Genomic DNA, 25,307 nt, shown 5'->3' with positions numbered 1-25,307 from the left:
AAAAGAGCGAACGAAAACTCGCCCGTCAGTCAGTGCCGGAAATGGCGCACGCCAGTGAACACCATCGCCATGCCGTGTTCATCCGCCGCGGCGATTACCTCCGCATCGCGCATCGAACCACCGGGTTGGATTACTGCGCGAATGCCGGCCTCGGCGGCCGCATCAATACCATCGCGAAACGGGAAAAACGCATCCGAGGCCATCACGCTGCTCGGCACTATCAAGCCGGCATCGGCGGCCTTGATCGCAGCGATTCTTGCGCTGATCACGCGGCTCATCTGGCCCGCGCCGATGCCGATGGTTTGTGCTGCGCGCGCGTACACGATCGCGTTCGATTTCACGCACATCGCCACGCGCCAGGCGAATAACAGATCCGTCAATTCGGTGGCATCGGGCTTTCGTTGTGTGACGATTTTCAGATCGGCGATGGTCAACGTATCGCGATCGCTATCCTGCACCAGCAGGCCGCTGTTGATACGGCGCAGATCGAGTGTTGTGGGCGCCTTGGCCGCCCATGTACCACAACTCAATACACGCACATTCGGTTTCTTTGCAAACGCGGCAAGCGCTGCGGTATCGATCTCCGGTGCGATCACGACTTCAACAAACTGTCGCGCCAGAATCGTCTGCGCGGTCGTTACATCAAGCGGGCGATTGAACGCGATGATGCCGCCGAACGCCGAGGTCGGATCGGTCGCGTAAGCACGTTCGTAGGCTTCGAGAATATTCGTGCCGGTGGCGACGCCGCACGGATTAGCGTGTTTGACGATCACGCACGCGGCGCTGTCGGCGAACAGCTTGATGCATTCGAGCGCGGCGTCGGCATCAGCGATATTGTTGAACGAGAGTTCCTTGCCGGATAGCACTTTGGCCGTGGCGATATTGCCCGCAGGCGCATCGCGCTCGACATACAACGCCGCGCGCTGATGCGGATTTTCTCCGTAGCGCAAGCTGCTGTGGCGCTGATAGGCCAGATGCAAACTCGGCGGAAAATCGCTGCTGGTTTCATCGAACCGCGCGCCAAGATAATTGGCGATCAGACCGTCGTAACGCGCGGTGTGGGCGAAGACTTTTGCGGCGAGGCGCTGACGCAGCGCGAGTGTGGTTCCGTGTGTTTCGGCAAGTGCGCCAAGCAGCGTGGCGTAGTCGGCGGGATCGGTCAGCACCGCCACATGCGCATGGTTTTTTGCCGCCGCGCGCAACAACGCCGGGCCGCCGATATCGATGTTCTCGATCGCGTCATCAAGCGTGCAATCGTCGCGCGCGATAGTCGCCTCGAACGGATACAGGTTCACCACCAGCAGATCGATTCCGGCGATGCCGTGCTCGACCATCATTGCATCGTCGATGCCACGCCGACCAAGCAGGCCGCCATGAATTTTCGGGTGCAGGGTCTTGACCCGGCCATCCATGATCTCGGGAAATCCGGTGACATCGCTGACGTCGCGCACGACAAGTCCGGCATCACGCAGACTGCGCGCCGTGCCGCCGGTGGAAAGCAATTCGATACCGAGGCGGGCCAACGCGCTGGCGAGTTCGATCAGGCCGGTTTTATCGGAAACGCTAAGCAGTGCGCGGCGAATCGGGGTTGCGGAATTTTCAGACATGGGGCACTTACCGGCGAAAGAGCGCGCATTATACGCATCGCCGCCAGGTGACGCGTTCAGCCCAGATCGTGTTGCGCGAGCTTCTTGCGCAGAGTTGCGCGGTTGATGCCGAGCGCTGCCGCGCTCTTGCTCTGATTGCCGTTGTAGCAGGATAGAACTTCTTTCAGCAGCGGCACTTCGACTTCCTGCATGACCAGCTCGTACAGCCCGTCGGGCACCTGCGTGCCGAGATCGGAAAGATAACGCCGCACCGCGCGCGTAACGCATTCGCGCAAGGCGGGTTGCAGTTGGTCGGAGGCCGAATCGGTGCGGGAAGGAGTAGGAGGAGTCACTGCAGAAATTTGCTCATCGGGTGAATTTTTTTGTATCACGGCCTGCACTCGGCACAAAGCTGAGCGATTAAATGGACGCGGGGGGTGGAGATACTAGTCTTCTGCGCGGCTCTTGGTAAGACCCCAATGACGATTGTTTTCATCGTGATTTGGCGTGCGTCGGCGGATCAATCCGAAAGCATAGGCGCAGCATGCAGTTGTCGCGGCTTGCTGACCCCGGACATGAAGTCTCGATTGCAGCGCAGCACGTATTGATCGCGCGCAATTACGTACGCAGGCGTATCGAATTGCGCGAATTGGGATCGGCAGGGGGAGTTTTGCTGAGCGTGGCGCGCAGCCAAAGTATCGCGCAGGGATAAGGTCGTCAGTAAAACTTGAACTCGAACGCGACCGCGTCCTTGCCTGGATCGGCTACCTCAAATACGAGCGCGATGCTGCTGCCGGCAGCCAGCCCGCGACGCACGGTCTTGCTGTCGTTGACGTAGTCGCGCGCCGAAAAACGTCGCATCGCGATGCGGTGTTCATCGAGATCGGACAAGGAGATTTCAACGTGCGGCAACGCTTGCGCAAATTCGGCGTCGTTGCGCAATGTCGCCGAGATGATCAGCGCATTCGGCACCGACGGATGCGGTCGGATATCGCGTGCGAGCAAGGACAGTTGCGTGGCATCACTGCGCAACGGCAATACGCAATGAGCGAAACCGCAGAACTGATCCAGCCACGGTCGCACCCGCGCATCATCAAGCAGCCAGTCGCGTTCGGCGTAGCCGATCTGCGCCGCAAAACTCAATGCAAGCAAGGTGCTGCCAAGCAGCCAAGGCCAGCGTCGCCCGGCTGGCGCACGTTGTCGTGCAAAACCCGGCAACGGTGCCGGAGCAGGGCGCGGCAGAACAATTGGTTCGATCTCGCGTGTGGTCAGCGGCGTCGCAGCCGTAACCACGGGCGCGATGCGCGACGGGAACTTGCCTTGTGGGGTACGTTCGGTATTGGCTGGCGGCGGCAGATCGTCGCTGAGCGAAGACAGCGCAAAATAGTGCTTGCCGCAGCCCGAGCAACGCACGGTGCCACGACCTTGCGAGAGCGTGGCGGCGTCAACGCGGGTGTAGGCAAAACAGTCGGGGCACTGGCTGTACATAGCTGGATATTTTACGCGACTGGCGACAATCGCGTTCCACTAGTGGCGTGTCACTTGCGCACGCCGTGGATCAAAACCCAATCCTCGCGCGTACGAACTTCGAGCGCGTCGAACCATTCGGCATACCGTTCGAGCAATTCATGCTGCTGTCCACCGAGAATGCCGGAGAGCGCAAATGCACCATCGCTGCGGATGGATTGCGCAAACAGCGGCGCGAGTTCGAACAACGGCCCCGCCAGGATGTTTGCGACCAGCAGATCGTGCGAGGCCGGCGCCGTATCCTGCGGCAGGAAAATATCGAGTCGATCGGCGACACGGTTGCGTTCGGCATTGTCGTGACTGGCCAGCAAGGCCTGCGGATCGTTGTCCACGCCGGTCACACGCGCGGCGCCGAGCTTGAGCGCGGCAATCGCGAGAATGCCCGAGCCGCAACCGTAATCGATCACGCTTTTTCCGACGAGGTTTGCGCCGTCCAGCCATTCCAGGCACAACGCCGTGGTCGGATGTGTGCCGGTGCCGAACGCGAGGCCCGGATCGAGACGCACGATGATTGCAGCACCGGCCTCGGTCGGCGGCTCGATATTCCAAGGATAAATCCACAGCCGCTGGCCAAAGCGCATCGGCTGGTATTGATCCATCCATATACGCGTCCAGTCTTCGTCGGCGACATCGCGAAAACTGATGTGCTCCGGTGCGATCTCCGGCACCAGATCGGTCAAGGCATGCAACAAGCCGCTGCGATCGCAGCTCGCATCGAACAGCGCGGTCAACGCCAAGGTCGGCCACAACGGTGTTTCGCCGACGCCAGGTTCGAAAATCGGATGATCTTCAGCATCCAGCAAGGTGATCGAAAGTGCGCCGATGTCTTCAAGCGCGGCTTCGATTTCGGGCTGTTGTTCGGCGCGCAAGTTGAGTGAGAGTTCGAGCCAGGGCATGGGTTGTTTATGGTAAAGAAAGCGGAAACGGGGAGCGGGGAGGTGCGCGTCGTCGCGCTGTTTTTTTGATCGTCATCCCAGTGCAGGCTGGAAGCGCTTTACAACAGCGGAGCTGGTCATCCATGTTGACCTTAGCCCAGCGTGATATTTTTTTCGCGCTGCTCGACGATGTGTTTTTCGAGGTAGTGGATATTGCGTCCGCCGCCCTGGAAACCGCCATCGGCGATGATGCGCTGCTGCAGCGGGATATTGGTCTTGATGCCTTCGATCACCATCTCGCCCAGCGCCACGCGCATACGTGCAATTGCGGTTTCGCGATCACGACCGTGCACGATCAGCTTGCCGATCATCGAGTCGTAATTCGGCGGGATGCGATAGCCGTCGTAAATATGCGTATCGACGCGCACGCCGGGACCGCCGGCACTCAGAAAACGTTTGATCAGGCCCGGACTCGGCATGAAGGTTTCCGGATCCTCGGCATTGATGCGGCATTCGATCGCGTGGCCGGTGAGCAGGATGTCTTCCTGCCGTAGCGAAAGTTTTTCGCCAGCGGCGATCATCAGTTGTTCGCGCACCAGATCGACGCCCGTGATCATTTCGGTCACCGGATGCTCGACCTGGATGCGCGTGTTCATTTCGATGAAATAGAAATGGCCGTCCTCGAACAGGAACTCGAACGTGCCCGCGCCGCGATAGCCGATGCGTTTGCACGCCTCGACGCAGACCGCGCCGATGTCGGCACGTTGCTGGTCGCTGATGCCCGGCGCCGGCGCTTCTTCCATCACTTTCTGGTGGCGTCGCTGCATCGAGCAATCGCGCTCGCCGAGATGGATCGCGTTGCCCTGGCCGTCGGCGAGCACCTGAATTTCCACGTGGCGCGGATTCTCCAGATATTTTTCCATGTAGACCTGATCGTTGCCGAACGCGGCCTTGGCTTCGGAGCGGGTCATGCCGATCGCGTTGTGCAGCGAACCTTCGGTGTGCACCACGCGCATGCCGCGTCCGCCGCCGCCGCCGGACGCCTTGATGATGACCGGATAACCGATCTCTCGCGCGACCTTGGTATTGGCCGTGGCATCGTCGCCAAGCGGGCCACCCGAGCCGGGCACGCACGGCACGCCAGCGGCTTTCATCGCGCGGATCGCCTCAACCTTGTCGCCCATCAGGCGGATCACCTGCGGCGTTGGACCGATGAAGATGAAGCCGGATTTTTCCACGCGCTCGGCGAAGTCGGCGTTCTCTGACAGAAATCCGTAACCCGGATGGATCGCCTGCGCGTCGGTCACTTCGGCGGCGGCGATGATCGCCGGCACGTTCAAATAACTTTCGCCAGCGGGTGCCGGGCCGATGCAAACCGATTCGTCGGCCATGCCGACGTGTTTGAGATTGCGGTCGATCGTGGAATGTACCGCGACCGTGCGGATGCCGAGCGCGTGACACGCGCGCAAGACTCGCAGCGCGATTTCGCCGCGATTGGCGATGACGACTTTATCCAGCATGACGGCGCCTTATTCGATCACGAACAGCGGCTGGTCGAATTCGACCGGCTGACCGCTGTCGGCAAGAACCGCACGCACCGTGCCGGCCTTGTCGGCCTCGATCTGGTTGAACATTTTCATCGCCTCGATGATGCCGAGCGTATCGCCGACTTTCACCGTCTGGCCGATCTTGACGAAAGTTTCCGCGCCCGGATTCGGCGACGCGTAAAAAATGCCGACCATCGGTGAGCGCAATACATGGCCTTCGGGCAGCGCTTTCTCTGCTGCCGATGCGGCGTTGGCAGGTTCGGCGGCACTCTGGTTTGTGCGCGCCGGCTCGACCTGCACCTGTGTGTTCGTCGCCATCGGTGCCTGCGTCGCCATCGGCATCATGCCTTTCGGGTAGCGGCTCAGGCGCACGACTTCTTCGCCTTCCTTGATCTCGAGTTCAGCGAGGTTGGATTCTTCGAGAATATCGATGAGTTTTTTTATCTTGCGCAGGTCCACAGGCGGATCCTTGATGACAAAGTGAGAAAGGTTTGTGGCGTCGAATCCGCAGATTCAAGTGGCGGGTTTGAGTTGGTTGATCGCCGCGCTCAGCGCTAGTCGGTAGCTATCGGCGCCAAAACCGCAGATCACGCCGACCGCGACATCGGAAAAATACGAATGGTGGCGAAACGTTTCACGCGCATGCACATTTGACAGGTGCACCTCGATAAACGGAATCGCCACCGCCAGCAGCGCATCACGCAGCGCAATGCTGGTATGGGTGTAACCGGCCGGATTGATCAGGATGAACGCGACCTGCTCGTCGCGCGCCTGATGCACGCGCTCGATCAGCTGATGTTCCGCATTGGCCTGGCACCAAGCCAGCTCGTGTTCGGCGGCTTGGGCGAGTTCGGCCAGCTCGGCATTGATATCGGCCAGCGTCTTGCGCCCATACACGTCGGGCTCGCGACTGCCGAGCAGATTCAAATTCGGGCCGTGCAGAACAAGAATCTTCGCCACGTGGGATTTGCCTGCCGGGCGACAGGCCCGATCCAGACGAGCAAGTGTGCAAGAGCGCGCGACACTTGTCCAGCGGGGTTGGCACGATGTACTCAATTTCGACGGAGTTGGCCGACGTTTGAGCGTTGACTATCTCGATAGCGGCGGTCAGATCAACTTTTCTTCGAATGTTGGCGAGCAAAGTTTCCCAAGGCATGTCGCACTTTGTCGCGACGCGGCGTTCCTCGCATCTGCCTGATTTCAGGCGCATGGAGGAATTATTTATGGCTGCACCAAAAAAGGAAGGTTTAACTGCTTTGGCATTCTTGTTCGCTGCGGCGACAGCGTGTGTGATCGGTCCAGCGACCGCTCTCGCGTGCGGTACGCCGCAAACGCAGATTCTCTCGGTTGGCGATACGGCCAAAGACAGGACATGCAACTTCGATACGATCCAGAAGGCGATCGACAACGCGACGTGTCCTGGCACGACGATTCTGGTGACGCGGCAACACACCTACACCGCGCAGCACCTGCTGATCAAAAACAAATCGTTGCTGATCGCCGGCGCGAGTCATTGCGGCAAGGCCGATAGCGCTGCGCTCCCACCGCGGACGGCGATCGACGGCACCGGCCATCTCGGCGACAGCGTGATCACGATCACCGGTCAAAGTTATGTAGTGCTGCAAAATCTGTCGATCCGCGGCGGAACAAGTTACGCCGCGGGTGGCGGCATAAGTTTTGACGGCAAAAGCGGCACGTTGACCCTTGAAAACGCCCTTGTGACCTCGAATCGCGCCTACTACGGTGGCGGCATCTACATGCACAGCGCCGATGGCCAGCTCGATATTGCGGACAATGTTCTGATCGACTTGAACGCGGCGCAACAGGCCGGTGGCGGCATCGAGATCGAGGGCAATGTGCATCTGTCGATTAGCGGCGACAACACCAGCGTGTATTCCAATACGGTTGGCGACGATAGCGGTTTGCCGAATGTCGGCAATGTCTCCGGCTACGGCGGCGGCATTGCCGCGTTCAGTCCGGCGAGCATCGAAATCAATTCACCCGGAATTCTCGGCTTCGGCGGTGCCGCCGGCGCAGTGCAATCCAATACTGGGATTTTCGGTGGTGGCATCGCGCTGCTCGGGGAAAACGGATGCACTGCCAGCTTGCAGATGTATACGCTGGATCCGCAGATCCCGGCGCAAATCAACGACAATACGGCGTCGAAGCAAGGTGGCGCGTTGTATTTATCCGCTACCGCCAGCTTCGCGTTCAAGCGCAATTTTGACGATATAAAAACGCCGTGCGTGCCGGCCAAGGATCAGGTCGATCTGCACGATTTCCGGCTGCAGGGAAACTCTGCTGCGGATGGTGCAGCGATCTATCTCGATGGTTACAAGCCGCCATTTTATGTGTCAGGCGATCCACCGTATCCGCCACAGGCAGTCAACACCGAAGGCGGCGCCCATCTGAATTTGAATGGTGTTTCGTTGAATGCATCCGGCCTCAGCAAACGCGGCGCGCGGCCATGTTCACCAGCCATTGATTGCAATGTGATCGAGGACAACATCGCGCAGACGGTGGATCCCAAAAGCGGCAAGCCAGTGCGCACCGACGGCGCCACGATCGCCATCGGCCGGGGTGGTACGAGCGCGCGACTGTTTGCCGAGCGCGTCACCATGCGCCACAACATCGGCGGCAACTTGATCAATAATAATTACGACGATGGCGACAGCAGCGGTCTATATACCAACAGCGTTGAATTGCACAATTGCTTGCTTGTCGACAACAACAGCAGCCACGCCCTGATCGCGCAACAAGAGCAGTTCATCGAACCGTTCGACTCGTCGACGCTGCTCATCGATAGCTGCACGATTGCGAACAACAGCATCGGCAACAATTCGGTGGTACTGAGCATCAGCAACCGGCTGGATCTTACAAAAAGCATTCTGAGTCAGCCGCTGAACGGCCCGAACGATATTTGCGTCAACTGCAATCTCACCTTCAATGTCGACAATGTCCTCGGCGAAAATCTGTTTGGGTTGCCGGGTGGCGCCACGCAATTGCAAACCGTGCCGCGGTTCATCGATCCGGCCAATGGCAATTATCGTTTGCAGCCGATTTCGGCAGCGCTCGATTTTGCGATCGCGGGAGGATCAGCGACCGACATTCTCGGCAATCCGCGCAGCGTGGATCTGGGGATCGTGCCGAACCGATTCGGCCCGCGTGATCTTGGTGCGTACGAACGACAAACCAATGTTGCTGCTGCGACAAACGGCGCGACCGCCAGCGCGTCATCGACATTTAGTGCCTTATTTCCGGTGGCATCGATCATCGACGGCGACCATGTCGGCTTCAACTGGGCCAATGGCGGCGGCTGGAATGATGCCAGTTCCGGTTTGTTCCCCGATTTCGTGCAGATCAACTTCAATGCATCGCGATCGATCAACCAGATCGTGGTCTACACCTTGCAGGACAATTTCGCGGCACCGATCGAACCATCCGACACGATGACGTTTGCGAGTTTCGGCCTGACCGCATTCGACATCCAGGTGCTCGATCCGGCCACATCGACATGGGTCACCGTGCAATCGATCACTGGCAATCATCTGGTAAAACGCACGGTATTTTTGCCGACATTCAAAACCACCAGCGCGATCCGCGTGGTTGGGCGAGCGTCCGCCGATGCGCAGTATTCGCGAATCGTCGAAGTCGAAGTTTTCGGCAGCTGAGCAACATCGCCGTGCCTGCGTTTTAATCGCGCAGGTGCGGCTGCAGCCACTGCATCAATCCGTCTTCGCTGAAACTGCCGGCGTGTTGTGCGAGCAGTTTGCCGTCGCGTCCGATTAGTACGCTGTATGGCAGCACGCTGCGGGTGTCGCCGAACAGCAGCGACGGATCGTCCCGAGCCGAGTCCGAGTTGGAGTTCAGAATCGGATATTGCACCGGACGGATTTTAAGGAAATCCCTGACCGCATCGCGATCGTCGATGGCGATGCCGAGCACTTCCAGATTCTTGTCCGCAAAACGTGCGCGGGTCTGATCCAGCAGCGGCATTTCCTCACGACATGGGCTGCACCACGTTGCCCAGAAATTGATCACGACCAACTTGCCATCCCACTCGCTCAGCCGCCGCGTGCGGCCATCGATATCGGTCAAGCTGAGCTCGGCGCGCTGATCGCCGAGTTTCAATACATGCACGCCGTCGGGCACGGTCGGGGCGTGCTCGTGCACATGTTCGAACCACTGGCCGGCGAACAATCCGAGGCCGGCGCCGAGCAGCGCGATCGCCACGATCAACAGGTTGGTGCGATTGAACATCGTCACTTGATCTGCGGATCTAGCGCATCCTGCACGATGCCGCTCGTGAGTACCGTCGGCAACACGCGTCCCTCGCCATCGCCCTTGGGATAGACGACGTAAAGCGGTACGCCGACCGCATGGAATTGCGCAAGAAACGCCTCGATAGCGGTATCGGGATTGGTCCAGTCACCGACCATGAACACCGTGCCGGTGCGCTTGAGCAGATCATGGAAATTGCTGGTTGCGAGCACGACATGTTCATTGACCTTGCAGGTCGTGCACCAGTCCGCACCGATGTCGATAAATACCGGCGTGCCTTGCGCACGCAGAGTCGCGAGTCGCGCGGGATCGAACGGAACTGCGCCGTCCTCGCGCACCTGGGTCGCGTTCGTGGCGGCGCGAGTCAGGCTGCCGATGGCGTACAACGGAGGCAGCGCCAGCAGCAAGGCCAGCCACGCCAGCGCGCGCCAGCCGACCGGGCGAAAGCGGCTGCGTTCGAACCACCACAAACCGAGCGCGAGCATTACGGCGCCGACCAGCACCAAACCTACAGCATCCATGCCGCGTTGATTGCCGAGCACCCAGACCAGCCACACCGCGGTGAGATACATCGGAAACGCAAAGAATTGCTTGAGCGTTTCCATCCATGCACCCGGGCGCGGCAGCCAGCGTCCTAGCGCAGGTATGAAACCGATCAGGATGAATGGCAATGCCAGGCCCAATCCGAGTGCGAGAAAAATGCACAACGAAATCAGCGGCGGGCTGGCGAACGCATACGCCAGCGCCGAACCCATGAACGGCGCGGTGCATGGGCTGGCCACAACACACGCCAAAACGCCGGTGAAAAAATCGCCTTTGGGGCCGGATTTGGTGGTCAAGTTTTGCCCCACGCCCGTCAGGCTCATGCCGAACTGGACCACCCCCGACAAGCTCAGGCCAATCGCCAGCATCACATAAACCAGCACCGCCACGACCAACGGTTGCTGTAGCTGGAATCCCCAGCCGTAGGCGAGTCCGGCGGCACGCAGGCCGATGACAACAAAGCCAATAGCCGCAAACGAGCTCAATACGCCAGCGGAATAAAACAGCACATGGCGACGCGCTGCCTGCGGACTTTCACCACCTTCGAGCAGGGAAATCGCTTTCAACGAGAGGATCGGCAATACACACGGCATCAGATTCAGGATCAGCCCGCCGAGCAGCGCGGTCAGCAACGCGGCGAAAAATGTACCGTCGACCGCCGGTCGAGATTGCTGCGGTATCGCGCTGGCAGATGGCGGGATTTCGCTTGCGACAGCGCTTGATGCCGCCAAGGCGACATTGACCGCGCGTGTCATCACCGGATAACACACGCCATTTTCCAGGCAGCCCTGGAAGCTGGCATTGAGGGTCAGCGATTGCGCCGCGTTAATCGAGCGCTTCAGCGCGATTGGTACTTCGACCTGGGTGTAATAGACGATGGACGTGCCGAAATTTTCATCGGTGTGACTCTTGCCGGCGGGCCAGCGCGGATCGCCCAGCGTGGCGCTGGCATCGGTCAGCGAAAATTTGCTCTTGTCGCGATACAGGTAATAGCCCGGAGGCATGCTAAAACGCGCGAGGATTTCGGTCGGGCTCGTGGCAATTGCCTCGAACACAAACGCCTGCTCCGGCGGCAGTGGTGCGGACTTGTCGCCGATAGGCGTGTTGGCTGCCAGCGCCTTGGCCAGCGGATTGTTCGGCGCCTCAGCGGGAGCATTGGTGGCAGCTGAATTTTCAGCCGCTGCGCCCGCAGGAATATCGAGCTTGATCGTTTGCGAAAACGGCGGATAGCAGATCTTCGGTTCGACTTCGTGACAACCTTGCACCGTGACCTTGAGCTGTGCCGAGGTCGCGCCGTTCGCCACGGTGATCGCCTGGGTGCCATCGATTGTGCCGTGATACACCTCGACATCGCCAAGGTATTCATCGTGCTTTTTCGTCGCCGGGCCAAGCTCGAGTGCGCCGAGCGTGAGATTGGCATCGCCGCTCTTGAGCTTGATGCGATCTCGGTACAAATAATAATTGTCGGCGATCTGCCAGTGCAGCGTCACATGCTGCGCATCGATCACTTTGGTTTCGAGCTTGAACGCCTGATCGACCGGCAAGAGTTCGCCTTCGGCGGCGTGAGCGCAGGCGGCGCCCAGCAAGAGCGCGAGCGGAACAAGAAGAATGCGGTTGAGCAAGGTGAGCATTGCGGTTGAGTATCCTTGGGGCGGCTGCGTGCGAACGATGCTTAGACCGTGCTGCGACACATATGCTTGCATACCTCGATCAATCAAGGCGTGTTTCGTTTTCGATCCAGGCCAGATAACGGTCGAGCCCGGCGGCGGCTTCGACCGCGATTACTTCCGGCAGTTCGTACGGATGCAGCGCGACGATGCGCGCTTGCACTTCGGCATAGTGCCCTTGCGTGGTTTTGATCAGCAGCAGAATTTCGCTGTCGGTTTGTACCTTGCCATGCCAGCGATACGTGGACTGCACGCCGGTGATGCGGTTGACGCATGCGGCTAGGCCCTCGGATACCAGTGTGTGGCTGATGTGCTCGGCGCTTTCCTGATTGGGGCAGGTGGTCAGGATGAGCAAAATCACGAGTCGGAAAGATTGCCCAAAGTCCTGATGCGAAATTCTGGCAGACCCAGCTTTTTTAGGTGCCGTTGCAAAGCCAGCAAATGACTCTCTTTTGAGGAAGCGAACAGAAAGCTTGCATGAGAGTTGTAGTAGAAGCCAAAGCATTTTCCTTTGTTCAGCAGATCCAGTTTGTGCCTCATTTTTTTCTGTTTCTCAAGGTCGCTGCCACGCGAAAACGATTGGTCGAACACAAACACAATCCCGTGCGCAAGAGATTGTTCTACAAGAGCCTGCTCTAGACGAACAAAAGAAAGGTGCTTCTTCGACTTTTTTTCAGAGAGGCCCGTATCTGGGTCAAAAAGCAGAGCGGTTCGACGTCCGGGTTTGTCGCATGCGTCCGCGTGCTGAACGCCTAGAAATTTGTAAAACGATCTGGTGTCAGAGCTCTTCCACTCGTCAGTAGACATCGGATCTATGTAGACGGTGTATTTGAGCGCTCGCAACGCCTCACAGAAAAACCGTTTCACGATGTCGTAGGAATCACCTACATACTGGATATTCATGCGTTGCACTCCTTTGACTGGAAAACGGAGACTACGGTAAGGACGAACACCCGGCAAACCCGCTAGTAGCAACTTTTCGAATAGGCAATTCGCATCGCTCCCACTTGAAAGCTCACACCGCGCCCACAGTTCATGCCTGCTCCAGAATCAGGCCTTGCCTTCCTCTGGTATCGAGTTAAAATTGGCACTCGTCGAACGCGAGTGCTAGTAGTTCGAGAAAACCCCTTTCCACTCAACCTCTTGAAGGAGTAGCTATGAACCTTCGTCCCTTGCACGACCGCGTCATCATCAAACGTATGGAAGAAGAACGTCTATCGGCTGGCGGTATCGTCATCCCTGATAGCGCCGCCGAAAAGCCCAGCCGTGGCGAAGTCATCGCCGCCGGCACCGGCAAGATTCTCGAGGACGGCAAAGTGCGTCCGATCGCCGTGAAGAAAGGCGACAAAGTGTTGTTCGGCAAGTATTCCGGCACCGAAGTAAAAGTCGATGGCGAAGACCTGCTGGTCATGCGCGAAGAAGACATCATGGCGGTGATCGAAGGCTAAGTGGCGCGCGGTTCGCCGCCTGTCGCCGCAAGTCTGCATCACTCCCACATCAATCAAGTACACGAGGAATTTCAACATGGCAGCGAAAGAAGTACGTTTTTCCGAAGACGCGCGTGCGCGCATGCTCAAGGGTGTGAACCTGTTGGCCAATGCGGTCAAGGTCACCTTGGGCCCGAAAGGCCGTAATGTCGTGCTCGAAAAGAGCTTCGGCGCACCGACCATCACCAAGGACGGCGTCTCCGTCGCCAAGGAAATCGAACTGGCTGACAAGTTCGAGAACATGGGCGCACAGATGGTCAAGGAAGTCGCTTCCAAGACTTCCGACGTCGCCGGTGACGGCACCACCACCGCGACCGTTTTGGCTCAGGCCATGATTCGCGAAGGCATGAAGGCCGTTGCGGCCGGCATGAACCCGATGGATCTGAAGCGCGGCATCGACAAGGCCGTGATCGCCGCCGTCGAAGAGCTGAAGAAGCTCAGCAAGCCGTCGTCCGATTCGAAGTCGATCGCCCAGGTCGGTACGATCTCGGCAAACGGCGACGAGTTGATCGGCAAGCTCATCGCTGAGGCGATGGATAAGGTCGGCAAGGAAGGCGTGATCACCGTGGAAGAAGGTTCGGGTCTGGACAACCAGCTCGACGTGGTCGAAGGCATGCAGTTTGATCGCGGCTACCTCAGCCCGTACTTCATCAACAACCAGCAGTCGATGCAGGCTGAGCTGGAAGATCCGTACATCCTGTTGCACGACAAGAAAATCTCGAACGTGCGCGAATTGCTGCCCGTCCTCGAAGCCGTTGCCAAGGCCGGCAAGCCGCTGCTGATCGTGGCTGAAGAAGTCGAAGGCGAAGCACTCGCAACGCTGGTGGTCAACACCATTCGCGGTATCGTCAAGGTATGCGCGGTGAAGGCGCCGGGCTTCGGCGATCGTCGCAAGGCGATGCTCGAAGACATGGCTATACTGACCGGCGGCACGGTGATTTCGGAAGAAGTCGGCCTGCAGCTGGAAAAGGCCACGATCAAGGATCTCGGTCGCGCCAAGAAAGTTGTCATCACCAAGGAAAACACCACGATCATCGACGGCGCCGGTACGGCCGACGGCATCCAGGCCCGCATCAAGCAGGTCAAGGCGCAGATCGAGGAAACATCGTCCGACTATGATCGCGAGAAGCTCCAGGAGCGTGTTGCCAAACTCGCTGGCGGCGTTGCCGTGATCAAGGTTGGCGCGGCCACCGAAGTCGAAATGAAAGAGAAAAAGGCGCGCGTCGAAGACGCCCTGCACGCAACCCGTGCAGCGGTCGAAGAAGGCGTGGTTCCTGGTGGCGGTGTGGCTTTGATCCGTGCGCTGGTCGGCATGGGCAAACTCAAAGGCGACAACGAAGACCAGGATCACGGCATCCTGATCGCCAAGCGCTCGATGGAAGCGCCCCTGCGCGAGATCGTGTCGAACGCCGGCGAAGAGCCGAGCGTGATCCTGAACAAGGTCGCGGAAGGCAAAGGTAACTACGGTTACAACGCCGCAACCGGCGCGTTCGGTGACATGGTCGAACTCGGCATCTTGGATCCGACCAAGGTGACCCGTTATGCATTGCAGAACGCAGCTTCGATCGCCGGCCTGATGATCACCACCGAAGCAATGGTGGCTGAAGCGCCGAAGAAAGAAGATTCGCACGCCGGCCACGGTGGTGGCGGTGGCGGTGGTATGGGCGGCATGGGCGGCATGGATTTCTAAGATCCGTCCCACGTTACTCATTACACGAAAAGCCCCGCTAACGGCGGGGTTTTTTTATGCTCCGGAAATCGCGGCAGTAAGTCTTGAGCACGTGGCAAGCATCGTGCGTGGCCTTGTGTGGAGGGAAAGATCGTCGCTATCGTCGAGCCCGATCTGGCGATGGAACTCGACGACAGCGATGAGCGTGCCGCTCAATACGCCAGCATTACCGCATCGCCGAAACCATCTGTGTAGATACGATCGCTATACGGCTGCATTTCGTACACCCCCAGATCGCGCATGCCAAATACATCCGGTCGCGTGGTGAGATCCTGGTCGTATTTCAAGCTCCTGATATCGCGATCATCACCATCAATGGCCGGCGCAAAATCCAAGCCCAGCGATGCTGTGACGGCGCCACCTTGGCGACTGTAACGCAAGCGATAATCGCCATCCGCTGCGTCAATGAATGTGGGTCGCCCAACGTGGTTGGTCACGTCAGCAGGAAATCCGATGGTATCGTCGGCCAGCACATAACTGACATTCAAGTTGGCAGCATTGCCCGTAAACAAAAGGGTATCAGCGTCGGGCTGGTCGATGATGGTGCGGAACATATCAAGAGCGAGGTCGTCACGGATCACCCATCCGCCGATCTGGTTGTTGGCAATCGTACTGTTATCGATGCTCATTACTTCGTTCAGACCAAGCGAGTCGTGCTGATGCCAGATCAAATCCTGGGTTACTTGATTGTTCACGATCAGCGTCCTGTTCACCTCCGCCTGTCGATTGCCGAGGATTCGCAACACGTAGCCACCCACGTTGTCGCGCAGCACCAGTCGATCGGTCGCCAGATCGGATTCGCTTTGCATGAGGATCGTTGCCCCGGTAGTCGGAGCGAGCGGAATTACGCTGATATCAGCCGCAATATTGGCGTCGATCACATTGCACTCGACTCCGCGCGTACAACCGACGGCGCCTAGCGAAGCATGCGAAATATCACCGCATTGTGCGCCGTTGAGATTAACCTGGCCGCCCTCAGCCCCCCGAGAGTAACGTTTTCTTCGTCTGAATAGATCGCGCTGCCTTCTTTGGCGATATTGTTGTCAATGCGGAAATTGGTCGCGCAGACCAACGCAAAGCCTCTGTCGTTTTCAACGGCACTAGAGACGTATGGTTGTACATAAATACCACCGCCGGTCGCGCTTGCGGTGTTGTTGGAAACGCGCACTGGCAGTTGCGGGTCGGTGCTGAACAGATCCAGCGTGGCGTCTTGCAGGGATCCGGTGCTGCCCGCGTTGACTGAAATGCCGCCACCATGCTTCGCCTGATTTTCGTAGATCACGGGAATGCCGGCGTAGCCCGGAGAGCCGATGTAGCCGGCCGCCGGACCGATGATCTCGACGCCGCCGCCATATCCTGCCAAAGCCGTGTTGTTGTACACCCAGGTGTAGTCGGCGAGCATGAATAAATAGGCTTTACCCTCAACGCGGATGCCGCCGCCGGAAGTCTTTGCGGTGTTGTCGGTGATCAGCGTGCGGTGGTTGATATGCAATTCCGCCGGGCCGCCGGTACCCTTGACGTTTATGCCCCCGCCGTAGCCCGCGGTATTGTTCGTCACCGTCGAGGTGTCGACCGTCAAGCTGCCTGTGCCGTCGTAATCGATGCCGCCACCGGAACCGCTGTCGCTGTCATGGCCGTCGCTGATCGTCAGGTATTGCAAGGTAACGTTGCTGGCGCCACGGATTGTGATGACGCTATCGCCGCTGTGGCCGCTGCCGCTAATCGTCTCCAGCGGGTTCGTAGGACACGGGAAAAGAATCCCGCAGACAAGGCTCAGGCTATTGCAATGCGCGGTGGGTGCACTTCCGATCAGGGTAATATTCTTGTTGGAAATGCTCAGGTGCTGAGCGGTATAGGTGAGTTCGCTGGTGACGAAGATTTTCGTGCCAACTGGGCAGGTCGCGGCATTGATCGCACCTTGGATCGTATTGTAGTTGCAGGCTGAATCGCTGGTCGTGTTGCCTACGAACAAAACATCCTGCGCGGTGGCCGAACAGGCGTGGGCGTTGATTGTGGCGAAGACCAGCGAGCACAGCAGCAATAAAAACGATGCGCGCGGGTAGCGGATGATGTACATGACGGCGACTCCTTTTCGACGGCCCGGTAGCGGGCATGATCGAAAAACGCCGTTTGTCATTCTTTTGCGACATTGCCCGGGAAATCGATGGAATTACGCTATCGGCTTGCTGGAGCTGCGCGTAAAAATGCTCGCCCGCGTCACGCCGCTACGCGCGCAACAACGTCATGCACTCATTTCGGTCTTGAGAAAAGCGCGGCGAGTCACCAGTCGCGATCAACCCTGATCGGCGCCAGCGCGAGCGGCGCGGCGATTTGCGCGATGGTCAGGCCAGCAAAATAATGCAATTCGAGATGCCGCAATTGCATTGCGCGCGCACGGTCGTCGCCTTCCCGGCAGCTTCCACGATGTCATGTACGCGTTGATCGCGAAACGAAAAATTCGCGTGGTGAGACTTTCGGCACACCCCGTACTCTTTCGTTAAAGAGAATAGACGCGCCGACATCCCAGTGTTCGGCAATGTCCGGCGCGGGCATGACTCAGGGGAGCCACATGCAACATATTGACCAGCGCGACACGTCGTTTGTTTGCGGCGCGATTTGGCTCGGCTCGATCGCGAGAAATACGGGGATCTGATCTGCAATGTCGTCGAGATTCGGTGTGGAATCTAAATCCGCAATCGCATTGCCAACAGTAAAACACCAACTTGTCTGACGATTGCGGGACAAGTTGCCGAGGCATGAAGCGCGGCGATCTCGATGCTGGCGCGAATCGATTCGGCACCGAAAAAGTTCGGCGCAAAATTCACTTTTCTTCAATCCACGGGGCTAGTCATGAAGAATAATCACGTTGCTTCCATCCACCACCAGCCGCTGAATCGCAGCCTTTGCTTGCGAAAATTGTCGGGCATGTGGCTTGCGCTAACTTGTGTCGGCAGCGCGGGTTTTGCCGTCGCTGCCGATGCGCCGGTTGCGTCGCCCGCGACCGCGGCCACTGCGCCTTATCTGGCAAGCTTCCCGAACTTTGCGCCCAAGCTCGCGCCTGCGCTGCCGGGCGATGTCGATGTCGCGCTGCAGAAAAAACTCGAAGCCGAAAAACATTTCGCCGACGTGCAGCGCCTGTTCGATCTCAATGCGTGGCAGATGTTTCTCGCGCTCAACTGGCCGACCAATGACGCCGGCCAGCCCGCGCCGAATTTGGCCGATACGAATTTCGGCGCGCCGCACTGGACGCTATTTCGCGAAAGCAGCGACATCTTCCGTGTCGACGGAAAAACGCCGGCAGCCTGTCGCCTGCCTGCCGAAAAACAGGCGTTGAGTCTCGCGCGCGACACCACGGTAGCGCCGATGCATGGCCTGCCGCCGCTGCCACCATTGTTGCAAAATGCCAGCATCAGTCCGCGCGCATCGCGCGTGCTCGCCAACGTTAGCGCGGTTGGTGAAATCGATCTGGCCGATCTGGCCAAACTCACAGAAGTTGATCAGGCTTTCAGTGGTCCGCTGGTCGATCAGAACGGCAATCTGGTGCACTACGAAATCCTGCTGGATTCAAACGAAGTGGGTTTTCTCTGCAGCAACAATCTGTACAACCTCAACGGCCAGATCACCTACTCGAACAAGGTGCCGGCGCAGACGCTGACATTTCCCGAAGGTGTGGACAGCAAGAATTGGAGCGGCGCGCTCGAGGTGAAGCTCGCGTGGAAAATTCTCGACACCAGCAAAGGCGATAATCCGAATCGTTTTTTCAACATGAAGGCGCAGATTCCTGCGCTGGATACGACCGGCAAAACCATCATCTGGAAAGACGTCACCGTCGGTCTGGTCGGCATGCATATCGCGCACAAGACCAAGAGCTCGCCGCAATGGATCTGGGCGACGTTCGAGCAGGTCGACAACCTCGTCGGCGACAGCATGGCGCACCCGCCGACCAAGGCTTCGTTCTACGATCCGAATTGCGAAATCTGCGTGCCGAATGTGCAGCCGTCGAGCAAGGAAATTCCGACCAAACCGGTGCAGGCAGTGCGCGCGGTGCAGATTCCGGGCGAGAAGATCCAGCTCAATCACGAGGCACAGGCGACCCTCGCCAAACTCAATTCGGTGTGGCGCTATTACGAGCTGGTCGATACGCAGTGGCCGACCGAACCGAGCGCCAAACCGGCGCCGTGGAATTCCGGTTTGCCGTACGCTGTGAACAACAAGCCCGGCGGTAATCCGACGCCGGTGTTCCTCACCAACATCACGATGGAAACGTATTTCCAGAAAGGCGTGCAGGCCGCGTGCCATCAGGAAGAACTGCCATCCGGTGTGGATTGTCCGGCCAAGCCGGGCACAACCGGTGGTGACGCCACGCCGATCTTCGCCAGCGAAAGTTGCATGGGTTGCCATTCCTCCGCGGGCATTGCCAAGAGCTGGAATGCGACCACGAAAAAAGCGACGTTCGGCGATCAGCTCAGTGGTGATTTTTCGTGGTTGCTGCAGACCAAGGCGAAGTACGACAGCGGCAAATAATCGCAACACGCAAAACCGCGATAGAGGTTTGTTGATCGGGCGCGCGTTCGCGTGTGACCCGATCATTTTTTTGCAGCAAAAAACAGGGGAATACCATGACGACATTCCAATCGCGCGCGATCTTTTTCGTCGCGGCGTTGTTCACCACGATCGCCGCTTGCGCGGATCCCGTGTGCAAGGATCGCACCACCGAAGGATCGAGTTCGTCCGCCAGCAATCGTCTGCCCGGTGTGATGTATTTCAACAGCAAACCGAAGGATTCGGCGCAGTGTTCGATGCGTGTGGTCGATGGACATCTGCAGGTATCGGCACCGATCAGCAATCCGGCGATGAGCTGCCCGGACATGGCCGCATGGAAATTGTTTGCCGATGCAGTGACGCAAAAATTCTGGGAAAACTGGGCCGCCGATCAGCAAACCTGGCCCGGCCAACCGTTGCCGATCTGCACGAGCAAGGGTGCCGCGAATTGCTGCGATCCGAATACGACGAACAATCCCGGCTATGGCGACAAGGCCAATCCGGCGCAGAACTGTCCGTATTTTCCGGGCGATCATCTCAGCGCGAATGCCGAGCTGCCGATTCGTGTTGCCGGGCCGATGTCCAAGGCGCACCTGACCAGCTTCGCCCACGGCGTCAACATCAAGCTGCTGGCGGCGGACGAAACCGGGCGCGACATTCGCCAGTCGATGTCCGAGATCGTGTTCCGCAACAAGCCGATGTTCGAGTACGTATTTGAAAACGACCTCTATCATCAGGAAGGCGTGCAGGCGGTTTTCAATCGCAACAGCGCGAATATTTCGGGCCAGAGTGCGGGCTTGCCGTATCGGCTCAAAGTGCAGGATGGCGGTCTGACCGAAATCGATCTGCCGGTCGATTCGGTGATGATCAAAAGTGATTGGCTCTCGAAAAAGCGCGCCGAAAAACTCGGTCTGCACGACGACCCCGCCAACCCTTACATCAAGATGACGATCGACACGCGCGCGACCGATAACAACGGCAACATCCAGCAACCCGGCGAGCATTGGCTGGTGGCGATGCATATCTCGTCGAAGGACACGCCGAACTGGCTATGGGCGACGTGGGAGCACGTCAACAATCCGGGGCGTTGCGACTACATCGGCTGCAACGATTCGTACGGTTATTCGACGCCGGACAAGATCGCCGCGAACCAGGCCGACAATTACACCACGCCGAATTACGAATGCGACGATCTGGATCTGGCGAGCTGGGTGTTCAAACCGAACGGCCACTACGACGGCGGCCAGCGTAGCAAGGGTATGGCGGAAGTATTTGCCGGCCTTGGCATCGGTATGCACGAATCGAGCGCGGCGAATCCGAAAAACATCGAACCCTCGATCAGCGATCGCGGCTGGCTCAGCTATCGTCTGAAAGGCACACAAACCGAGTTCACCGATACGATGGGACGCCCGACCCATCTCGCCAATTCGGTGACCGAAGGCGGCTTCGTGCTGAGCTCGTCGTGCGTCACTTGTCACGCGCGTGCGGGTGCTACCGCGAAGGGTACGATTCCGCTCGCGCTCGGCGTGTTCACCAACGTCGCCAACGAAAGCGGCTATCTGCAGAGTGTCAGTGGCGCACCCGATCCGAACCTTTTCAACGCCGACAATCAGCCGCCCGCGTTGACCGTGTTGCAGACCGATTTCATCTGGGGATTCCTGACCGCCACTTGCCTCAACGGTGCGCCGTTTCCCTGCGGCAGTTCAACCGCTTTGCGCGCCACCGCGCCGACCAATAAACCGCGGCCTTCGATCCGTGCGCTGATTCCGCATTGATCGACCAGCGGCACGCGGGGAAATCCGTGTGGATTGATTCCGATGCCCGGCGATTGCTCGGGCTTCGGTTTTTTCGACACGACAAATCCATGCCGGATCGGAAAACAATAAACAATCAGCGATTGCGCCGTATGTCCGCTGCGTCTCAGGTCAACGCGCGCTGCAATATTTCAGCGAGCCACTCGGCATATACATGCGCCATTTCCAGCGTGGTGCTGCGCGCGCCGCGTTGCGCAACAGTCAATGCGTGCTGCAGATCCTTTTTCTGCGCTTCAGTTTGTGCCTCGTCGCGCAACGCGCCGCCATCGCGACCCATGCCGTCGCACGGGTTGTCAAAATGCCCATCGAACGCTTTGCTGTCGCGATCGACCAGACAATTGATGACGTGATGGAAATGCGATTTCGCGATTGGCAACGTGTCCGCGGCCATCGCCATGCCGGTATGAATGGACGCCGTGGTGGTTTCGAGATGTTGCGCCGCCGCCGTGGCAGCGATGGTGCTCAACGGCAACAAAACCAGTAGCGCGGCGCAGAATAATTTTGTAACCATGTGATGACTCCCCAGTCGACGGAACGAGTCGCCAATATACCCAGACCGCGGCGCACAGCGCCATTGCTCTTTGGTGGAAGTTGGCGCTTGCGGCCGATTTGCCGCCGCAGCGTGCTGCAGCGCGGCGTGGCATGGCGCGCATTTTGACCAACAATGCCGGCCAATACCCGCCTTCGGGCTGGTAGGGGAGGGAGACCCCGCCGCGATTCTGTCGCGGCGGGTTTTTTCGTTTCTGCGCTTGCAGAAAATACATCGCATCCGGGCATAATCCGACGATGCCGATTTCCTCCAGCGTAATTCATCCTTCCACCCTTGTTTTGACCGAGTTCGTCGACGAACGGCTTTCGCGCCTCGTGCAGCGTTGTCGCGAGTCTGGCGTCGCGTTCTACGATGACGCCGGCGTTGCCGACCAGCTCAAGCGCGTCCTGCTCGCCAGCGATTTTGCCTACGACAGCTTTTTGCGCGAGCCGACCTTGCTTGGCCCCACCCTGATCGGCTTGATCAGCAATCCACGCACGGCCGATGCGCGTGCGCATGAACTCGCTCACATCGCCGCCGACGATGCCGCGCGCAGCAAGGCGCTGCGGCGTTTTCGTCGACGCGAATCGCTGCGTCTGATCTGGCGCGACGTTAACGGACTCGACAGTGTCGCGGCCACGCTCGCCGGATCGAGCACGCTCGCGGAAGTCTGCCTTGAAACCGCATTGCGCTGGAGCGAATCCGCGCTGAGTACGCGCTACGGCCTGCCGCGAGACAGCGCAGGAAATGCGCAGCGCATGGTGGTGCTGGGGCTCGGCAAACTCGGCGGCAGTGAACTGAATTTTTCGTCGGATATCGATCTCATTTTGGCGTATGCCGAAAACGGTCAGACCGATGGCGAACGTGTGCTCGACAACGAGACTTTTTTTGCGCGCGTCGCGCAACAGCTGGTGCGCCTACTCGCCGAAGTCACCGCAGACGGATTCGCCTACCGCATCGACCTACGCCTGCGTCCGTTCGGCAGCGCTGGGCGGATCGCGTTATCGTTCGCGGCGATGGAGCAGTATTACCAGCGCGATGGGCGCGATTGGGAACGGTATGCGTGGATCAAGGCGCGCCCGGTGGCAGGCGATATCCACGCCGGCGAACGCTTGATCGAAAGCCTGCGGCCATTCGTGTACCGGCGTTATTTCGACTACACCGCATTCGCTGGCCTGCGCGAAATGAAAGCGCTGATCGATGCCGAAGTGGTGCGCAAGGATCTCGCTCAGCATCTCAAGCTCGGCCCCGGCGGTATTCGCGAAATCGAATTCATCGTGCAGCTGCAGCAACTGATCCGCGGCGGTCGCGAGCCGAGCCTGCGCGCGCGCGGATTGTTGCCGGCGCTCACCGTTTGCGAGCAGCTCGGCATGCTCACGAGCGCACGCGCGAAACGCCTGCGTGATGGTTACAATTTTTTGCGCCGGCTGGAAAATCGCGTGCAGATGATGCGCGATGAACAGACCCACGAATTGCCCGATGATGCGATGTTGCGTGAACGGCTGGCACGTGCGCTCGACTACCCCGACTGGTCGGTATTGATGCTGCACGTGGATATTGTCCGCAGCGCGGTCAGCGAAGAATTTTCCGCACTGATGGACACGCCGCGCGACACCGCGCCGATGGGCAATGTGACGCCGCTCGCGTTGTATTGGCAGCAGCTCATCAACCAACAGGCGGAAATCGGCAGCCTTGCGGCGGCGGGTTATCGCGATGCGGCGGATCTGCATGCCGCGCTCGAAGGCTTGCTGCTGAGCCCAGCGGTGCGAAGCATGTCGCCGCGCGCGCGCGCGCGGCTGGATCGGCTCATGCCGAGTTTGCTCGAAGCCGCGGTGGCGAGTCAGGCGCCGGATGTGTGTCTGGCGCGACTGCTGAAACTGCTGCATGCGATCGCGCGGCGATCCGCCTATCTGGCCTTGCTCGACGAGCAGCCGGTCGCGCGGCAGCGCCTGGTCGATGTGTTCGCGAGCAGCGCGTTGCTGGCCGAGCGCGTGATCGCGCATCCGTTGCTGCTCGATGAATTATTCGATTCGCGCAATGACATCGTTATCGCCGACGGCGACAGCGTGCGCGTGGAAATGTCGCGACGTCTCGCTACATTGCAAGAGCACGATACTGAAGTCGAAATCGAGGTTGTGCAGGAAGAAAAACACAGCGCCGCGTTCCGCCTCGGCCTGGCCTGCCTGAAGCAGCAACAGGACGCGCGCACCACGTCGCGCGGCTTGAGTGATCTGGCCGAAACCGTGGTCAAGGTCGTGCTCGATCTGGCCGAGCGCGGTGCGATCCGTCAGCATGGACGTTTAAACGGCTATAGCGGATCCGGCACCGGCATGGCCGTGCTGGGTTATGGCAGCTTGGGGGGCGCGGAATTGGGATTTGCGTCGGATCTCGATCTGGTTTTCCTGTACGACGGCGCGCTCGTGAACAGCGAAAGCGATGGCGCCAAGCCGCTCGACGGCATGCGTTATTACGCGCGGCTGGCGCAGCGTGTGGTGCATCTGCTGACAACTCTCACGCGTGCCGGGCGCCTGTACGAAATCGATGTGCGCCTGCGCCCGGATGGCGGCAAAGGTTTGCTGGTCACGAGCCTTCAGGCGTTCGCCGAATATCAGCGCGAACGCGCATGGACCTGGGAACACCAGGCCTTGGTGCGCGCGCGTTGTGTGGCGGGCGATGTTGCCTTGTGTCAACGTTTTACCGAGGTGCGCGCGAACATCCTGCAACAGCTGCATGATCCGATTCGCCTGCATGCCGAAATCAACAGCATGCGCGTGCGCTGGCGGACCGAACGCGATCGTTCGACGCCAGCCCAGCTCGATCTCAAGCAAGGCGCGGGCGCGCTGCTCGACATCGAATTCCTACTGCAGGCGCTCGTGCTCGAACACGCGGCGCAGCAGCCGTCATTGCTGGCGCACGGCAACAGCGCAGATTTGATCGCCGCGATGGCGGCGTGTGATGTATTGCCGAAAGCATCGGCGGCTGCGCTGAGCGAGGCCCATGCACGGCTGCTCGGCACCGCGCTCGCATGCACGCTGGATGCGCGGCCGCGCCTTGCCCCACGCAGCGCGGAACTCGCGGCCAGCGCGCGTGCAGTGATCGATGTGGTGCGATCAGTCGGGCTGGATTTTGTCTCGCCACCCATCTGATTGCCGCAGGTTTTGATATGCGATTCAGCCGATT

20 protein-coding genes are annotated in these 25,307 nt (G+C 59.1%); 6 read left to right on the top strand and 14 right to left on the bottom strand.

What is annotated here, in order from left to right:
* Nucleotides 1-29: 29 nt before the first annotated feature.
* From purH to aroQ, 7 genes are all read right to left on the bottom strand, one after another.
* A complete protein-coding gene (purH, locus tag ELE36_RS17925) occupies nt 30-1,607 on the bottom strand; it encodes a bifunctional phosphoribosylaminoimidazolecarboxamide formyltransferase/IMP cyclohydrolase (RefSeq protein WP_129835728.1) in 1,578 nt (525 codons plus the stop codon).
* A 56-nt stretch (nt 1,608-1,663) separates the two neighbouring features.
* On the bottom strand, nt 1,664-1,939 hold the full coding sequence (locus ELE36_RS17920) for a helix-turn-helix domain-containing protein (protein ID WP_129835726.1): 276 nt from the start codon (nt 1,937-1,939) through the stop codon (nt 1,664-1,666).
* Nucleotides 1,940-2,303: 364 nt separating this feature from the next.
* Nucleotides 2,304-3,074: a zinc-ribbon and DUF3426 domain-containing protein gene (locus ELE36_RS17915; protein WP_129836987.1), complete on the bottom strand. Its 771-nt coding sequence runs from the start codon at nt 3,072-3,074 to the stop codon at nt 2,304-2,306.
* 50 nt (nt 3,075-3,124) lie between these two features.
* Complete coding sequence (prmA, locus tag ELE36_RS17910) at nt 3,125-4,009, bottom strand: 50S ribosomal protein L11 methyltransferase (protein ID WP_129835725.1); 885 nt, start codon at nt 4,007-4,009, stop codon at nt 3,125-3,127.
* 131 nt (nt 4,010-4,140) lie between these two features.
* Nucleotides 4,141-5,508, bottom strand: coding sequence for an acetyl-CoA carboxylase biotin carboxylase subunit (accC, locus tag ELE36_RS17905; protein ID WP_129835723.1), 1,368 nt, complete (start codon nt 5,506-5,508; stop codon nt 4,141-4,143).
* A gap of 9 nt (nt 5,509-5,517) precedes the next feature.
* Nucleotides 5,518-5,994 (bottom strand): acetyl-CoA carboxylase biotin carboxyl carrier protein, encoded by a 477-nt coding sequence (gene accB / locus ELE36_RS17900; RefSeq protein WP_129835721.1) that lies wholly within the window; start codon nt 5,992-5,994, stop codon nt 5,518-5,520.
* 54 nt (nt 5,995-6,048) lie between these two features.
* Complete coding sequence (gene aroQ, locus ELE36_RS17895) at nt 6,049-6,495, bottom strand: type II 3-dehydroquinate dehydratase (protein ID WP_129835719.1); 447 nt, start codon at nt 6,493-6,495, stop codon at nt 6,049-6,051.
* A 263-nt stretch (nt 6,496-6,758) separates the two neighbouring features.
* Between aroQ and ELE36_RS17890 the strand changes: the two genes are divergently transcribed.
* The gene (locus ELE36_RS17890; RefSeq protein WP_129835717.1) at nt 6,759-9,206 is read left to right on the top strand and encodes a discoidin domain-containing protein; all 2,448 of its coding nucleotides are present in this window, start codon (nt 6,759-6,761) and stop codon (nt 9,204-9,206) included.
* Nucleotides 9,207-9,228: 22 nt separating this feature from the next.
* On the opposite strand, the gene ELE36_RS17885 is transcribed toward ELE36_RS17890, so the two are convergent.
* From ELE36_RS17885 to ELE36_RS20880, 4 genes are all read right to left on the bottom strand, one after another.
* Nucleotides 9,229-9,795, bottom strand: a complete 567-nt coding sequence (locus ELE36_RS17885; RefSeq protein ID WP_129835715.1) for a TlpA family protein disulfide reductase — start codon at nt 9,793-9,795, stop codon at nt 9,229-9,231.
* Between the two features lie 2 nt (nt 9,796-9,797).
* A complete protein-coding gene (locus tag ELE36_RS17880) occupies nt 9,798-11,990 on the bottom strand; it encodes a protein-disulfide reductase DsbD family protein (protein WP_129835713.1) in 2,193 nt (730 codons plus the stop codon).
* A gap of 79 nt (nt 11,991-12,069) precedes the next feature.
* Nucleotides 12,070-12,387 (bottom strand): divalent-cation tolerance protein CutA, encoded by a 318-nt coding sequence (gene cutA, locus ELE36_RS17875; protein WP_242512300.1) that lies wholly within the window; start codon nt 12,385-12,387, stop codon nt 12,070-12,072.
* Nucleotides 12,384-12,929, bottom strand: coding sequence for a hypothetical protein (locus ELE36_RS20880; protein WP_242512299.1), 546 nt, complete (start codon nt 12,927-12,929; stop codon nt 12,384-12,386). The genes cutA and ELE36_RS20880 overlap by 4 nt, the downstream gene beginning before the upstream one ends.
* 254 nt (nt 12,930-13,183) lie before the next feature.
* Between ELE36_RS20880 and groES the strand changes: the two genes are divergently transcribed.
* Complete coding sequence (groES, locus tag ELE36_RS17870; protein ID WP_129835709.1) at nt 13,184-13,474, top strand: co-chaperone GroES; 291 nt, start codon at nt 13,184-13,186, stop codon at nt 13,472-13,474.
* A 76-nt stretch (nt 13,475-13,550) separates the two neighbouring features.
* On the top strand, nt 13,551-15,203 hold the full coding sequence (gene groL / locus ELE36_RS17865; RefSeq protein ID WP_129835707.1) for a chaperonin GroEL: 1,653 nt from the start codon (nt 13,551-13,553) through the stop codon (nt 15,201-15,203).
* 191 nt (nt 15,204-15,394) lie between these two features.
* Here groL and ELE36_RS17860 read toward each other — a convergent pair whose 3' ends face one another.
* Nucleotides 15,395-16,123 carry a hypothetical protein gene (locus ELE36_RS17860; RefSeq protein WP_129835705.1) on the bottom strand — a complete coding sequence of 243 codons (729 nt, stop codon included), beginning with the start codon at nt 16,121-16,123 and terminating at the stop codon, nt 15,395-15,397.
* Nucleotides 16,124-16,158: 35 nt separating this feature from the next.
* Nucleotides 16,159-17,379, bottom strand: a complete 1,221-nt coding sequence (locus tag ELE36_RS17855; protein ID WP_129835703.1) for a right-handed parallel beta-helix repeat-containing protein — start codon at nt 17,377-17,379, stop codon at nt 16,159-16,161.
* Nucleotides 17,380-18,092: 713 nt separating this feature from the next.
* Here ELE36_RS17855 and ELE36_RS17850 point away from each other — a divergent pair.
* Both ELE36_RS17850 and ELE36_RS17845 read left to right on the top strand, forming a co-directional pair.
* Nucleotides 18,093-19,766, top strand: a complete 1,674-nt coding sequence (locus tag ELE36_RS17850; protein ID WP_129835701.1) for a hypothetical protein — start codon at nt 18,093-18,095, stop codon at nt 19,764-19,766.
* Nucleotides 19,767-19,861: 95 nt separating this feature from the next.
* The gene (locus ELE36_RS17845) at nt 19,862-21,559 is read left to right on the top strand and encodes a hypothetical protein (protein WP_129835699.1); all 1,698 of its coding nucleotides are present in this window, start codon (nt 19,862-19,864) and stop codon (nt 21,557-21,559) included.
* Between the two features lie 145 nt (nt 21,560-21,704).
* On the opposite strand, the gene ELE36_RS17840 is transcribed toward ELE36_RS17845, so the two are convergent.
* On the bottom strand, nt 21,705-22,109 hold the full coding sequence (locus ELE36_RS17840; RefSeq protein WP_129835697.1) for a hypothetical protein: 405 nt from the start codon (nt 22,107-22,109) through the stop codon (nt 21,705-21,707).
* Nucleotides 22,110-22,384: 275 nt separating this feature from the next.
* On the opposite strand from ELE36_RS17840, the gene glnE reads away from it, so the two are divergent.
* The gene (gene glnE / locus ELE36_RS17835) at nt 22,385-25,273 is read left to right on the top strand and encodes a bifunctional [glutamate--ammonia ligase]-adenylyl-L-tyrosine phosphorylase/[glutamate--ammonia-ligase] adenylyltransferase (protein ID WP_129835695.1); all 2,889 of its coding nucleotides are present in this window, start codon (nt 22,385-22,387) and stop codon (nt 25,271-25,273) included.
* The last annotated feature ends 34 nt before the right edge of the window (nt 25,274-25,307 follow it).

Source organism: Pseudolysobacter antarcticus (assembly GCF_004168365.1).
In the GTDB taxonomy this organism is placed as follows: Bacteria; Pseudomonadota; Gammaproteobacteria; order Xanthomonadales; family Rhodanobacteraceae; genus Pseudolysobacter; species Pseudolysobacter antarcticus.
This window is presented reverse-complemented; position numbering and strand designations above follow the sequence as displayed.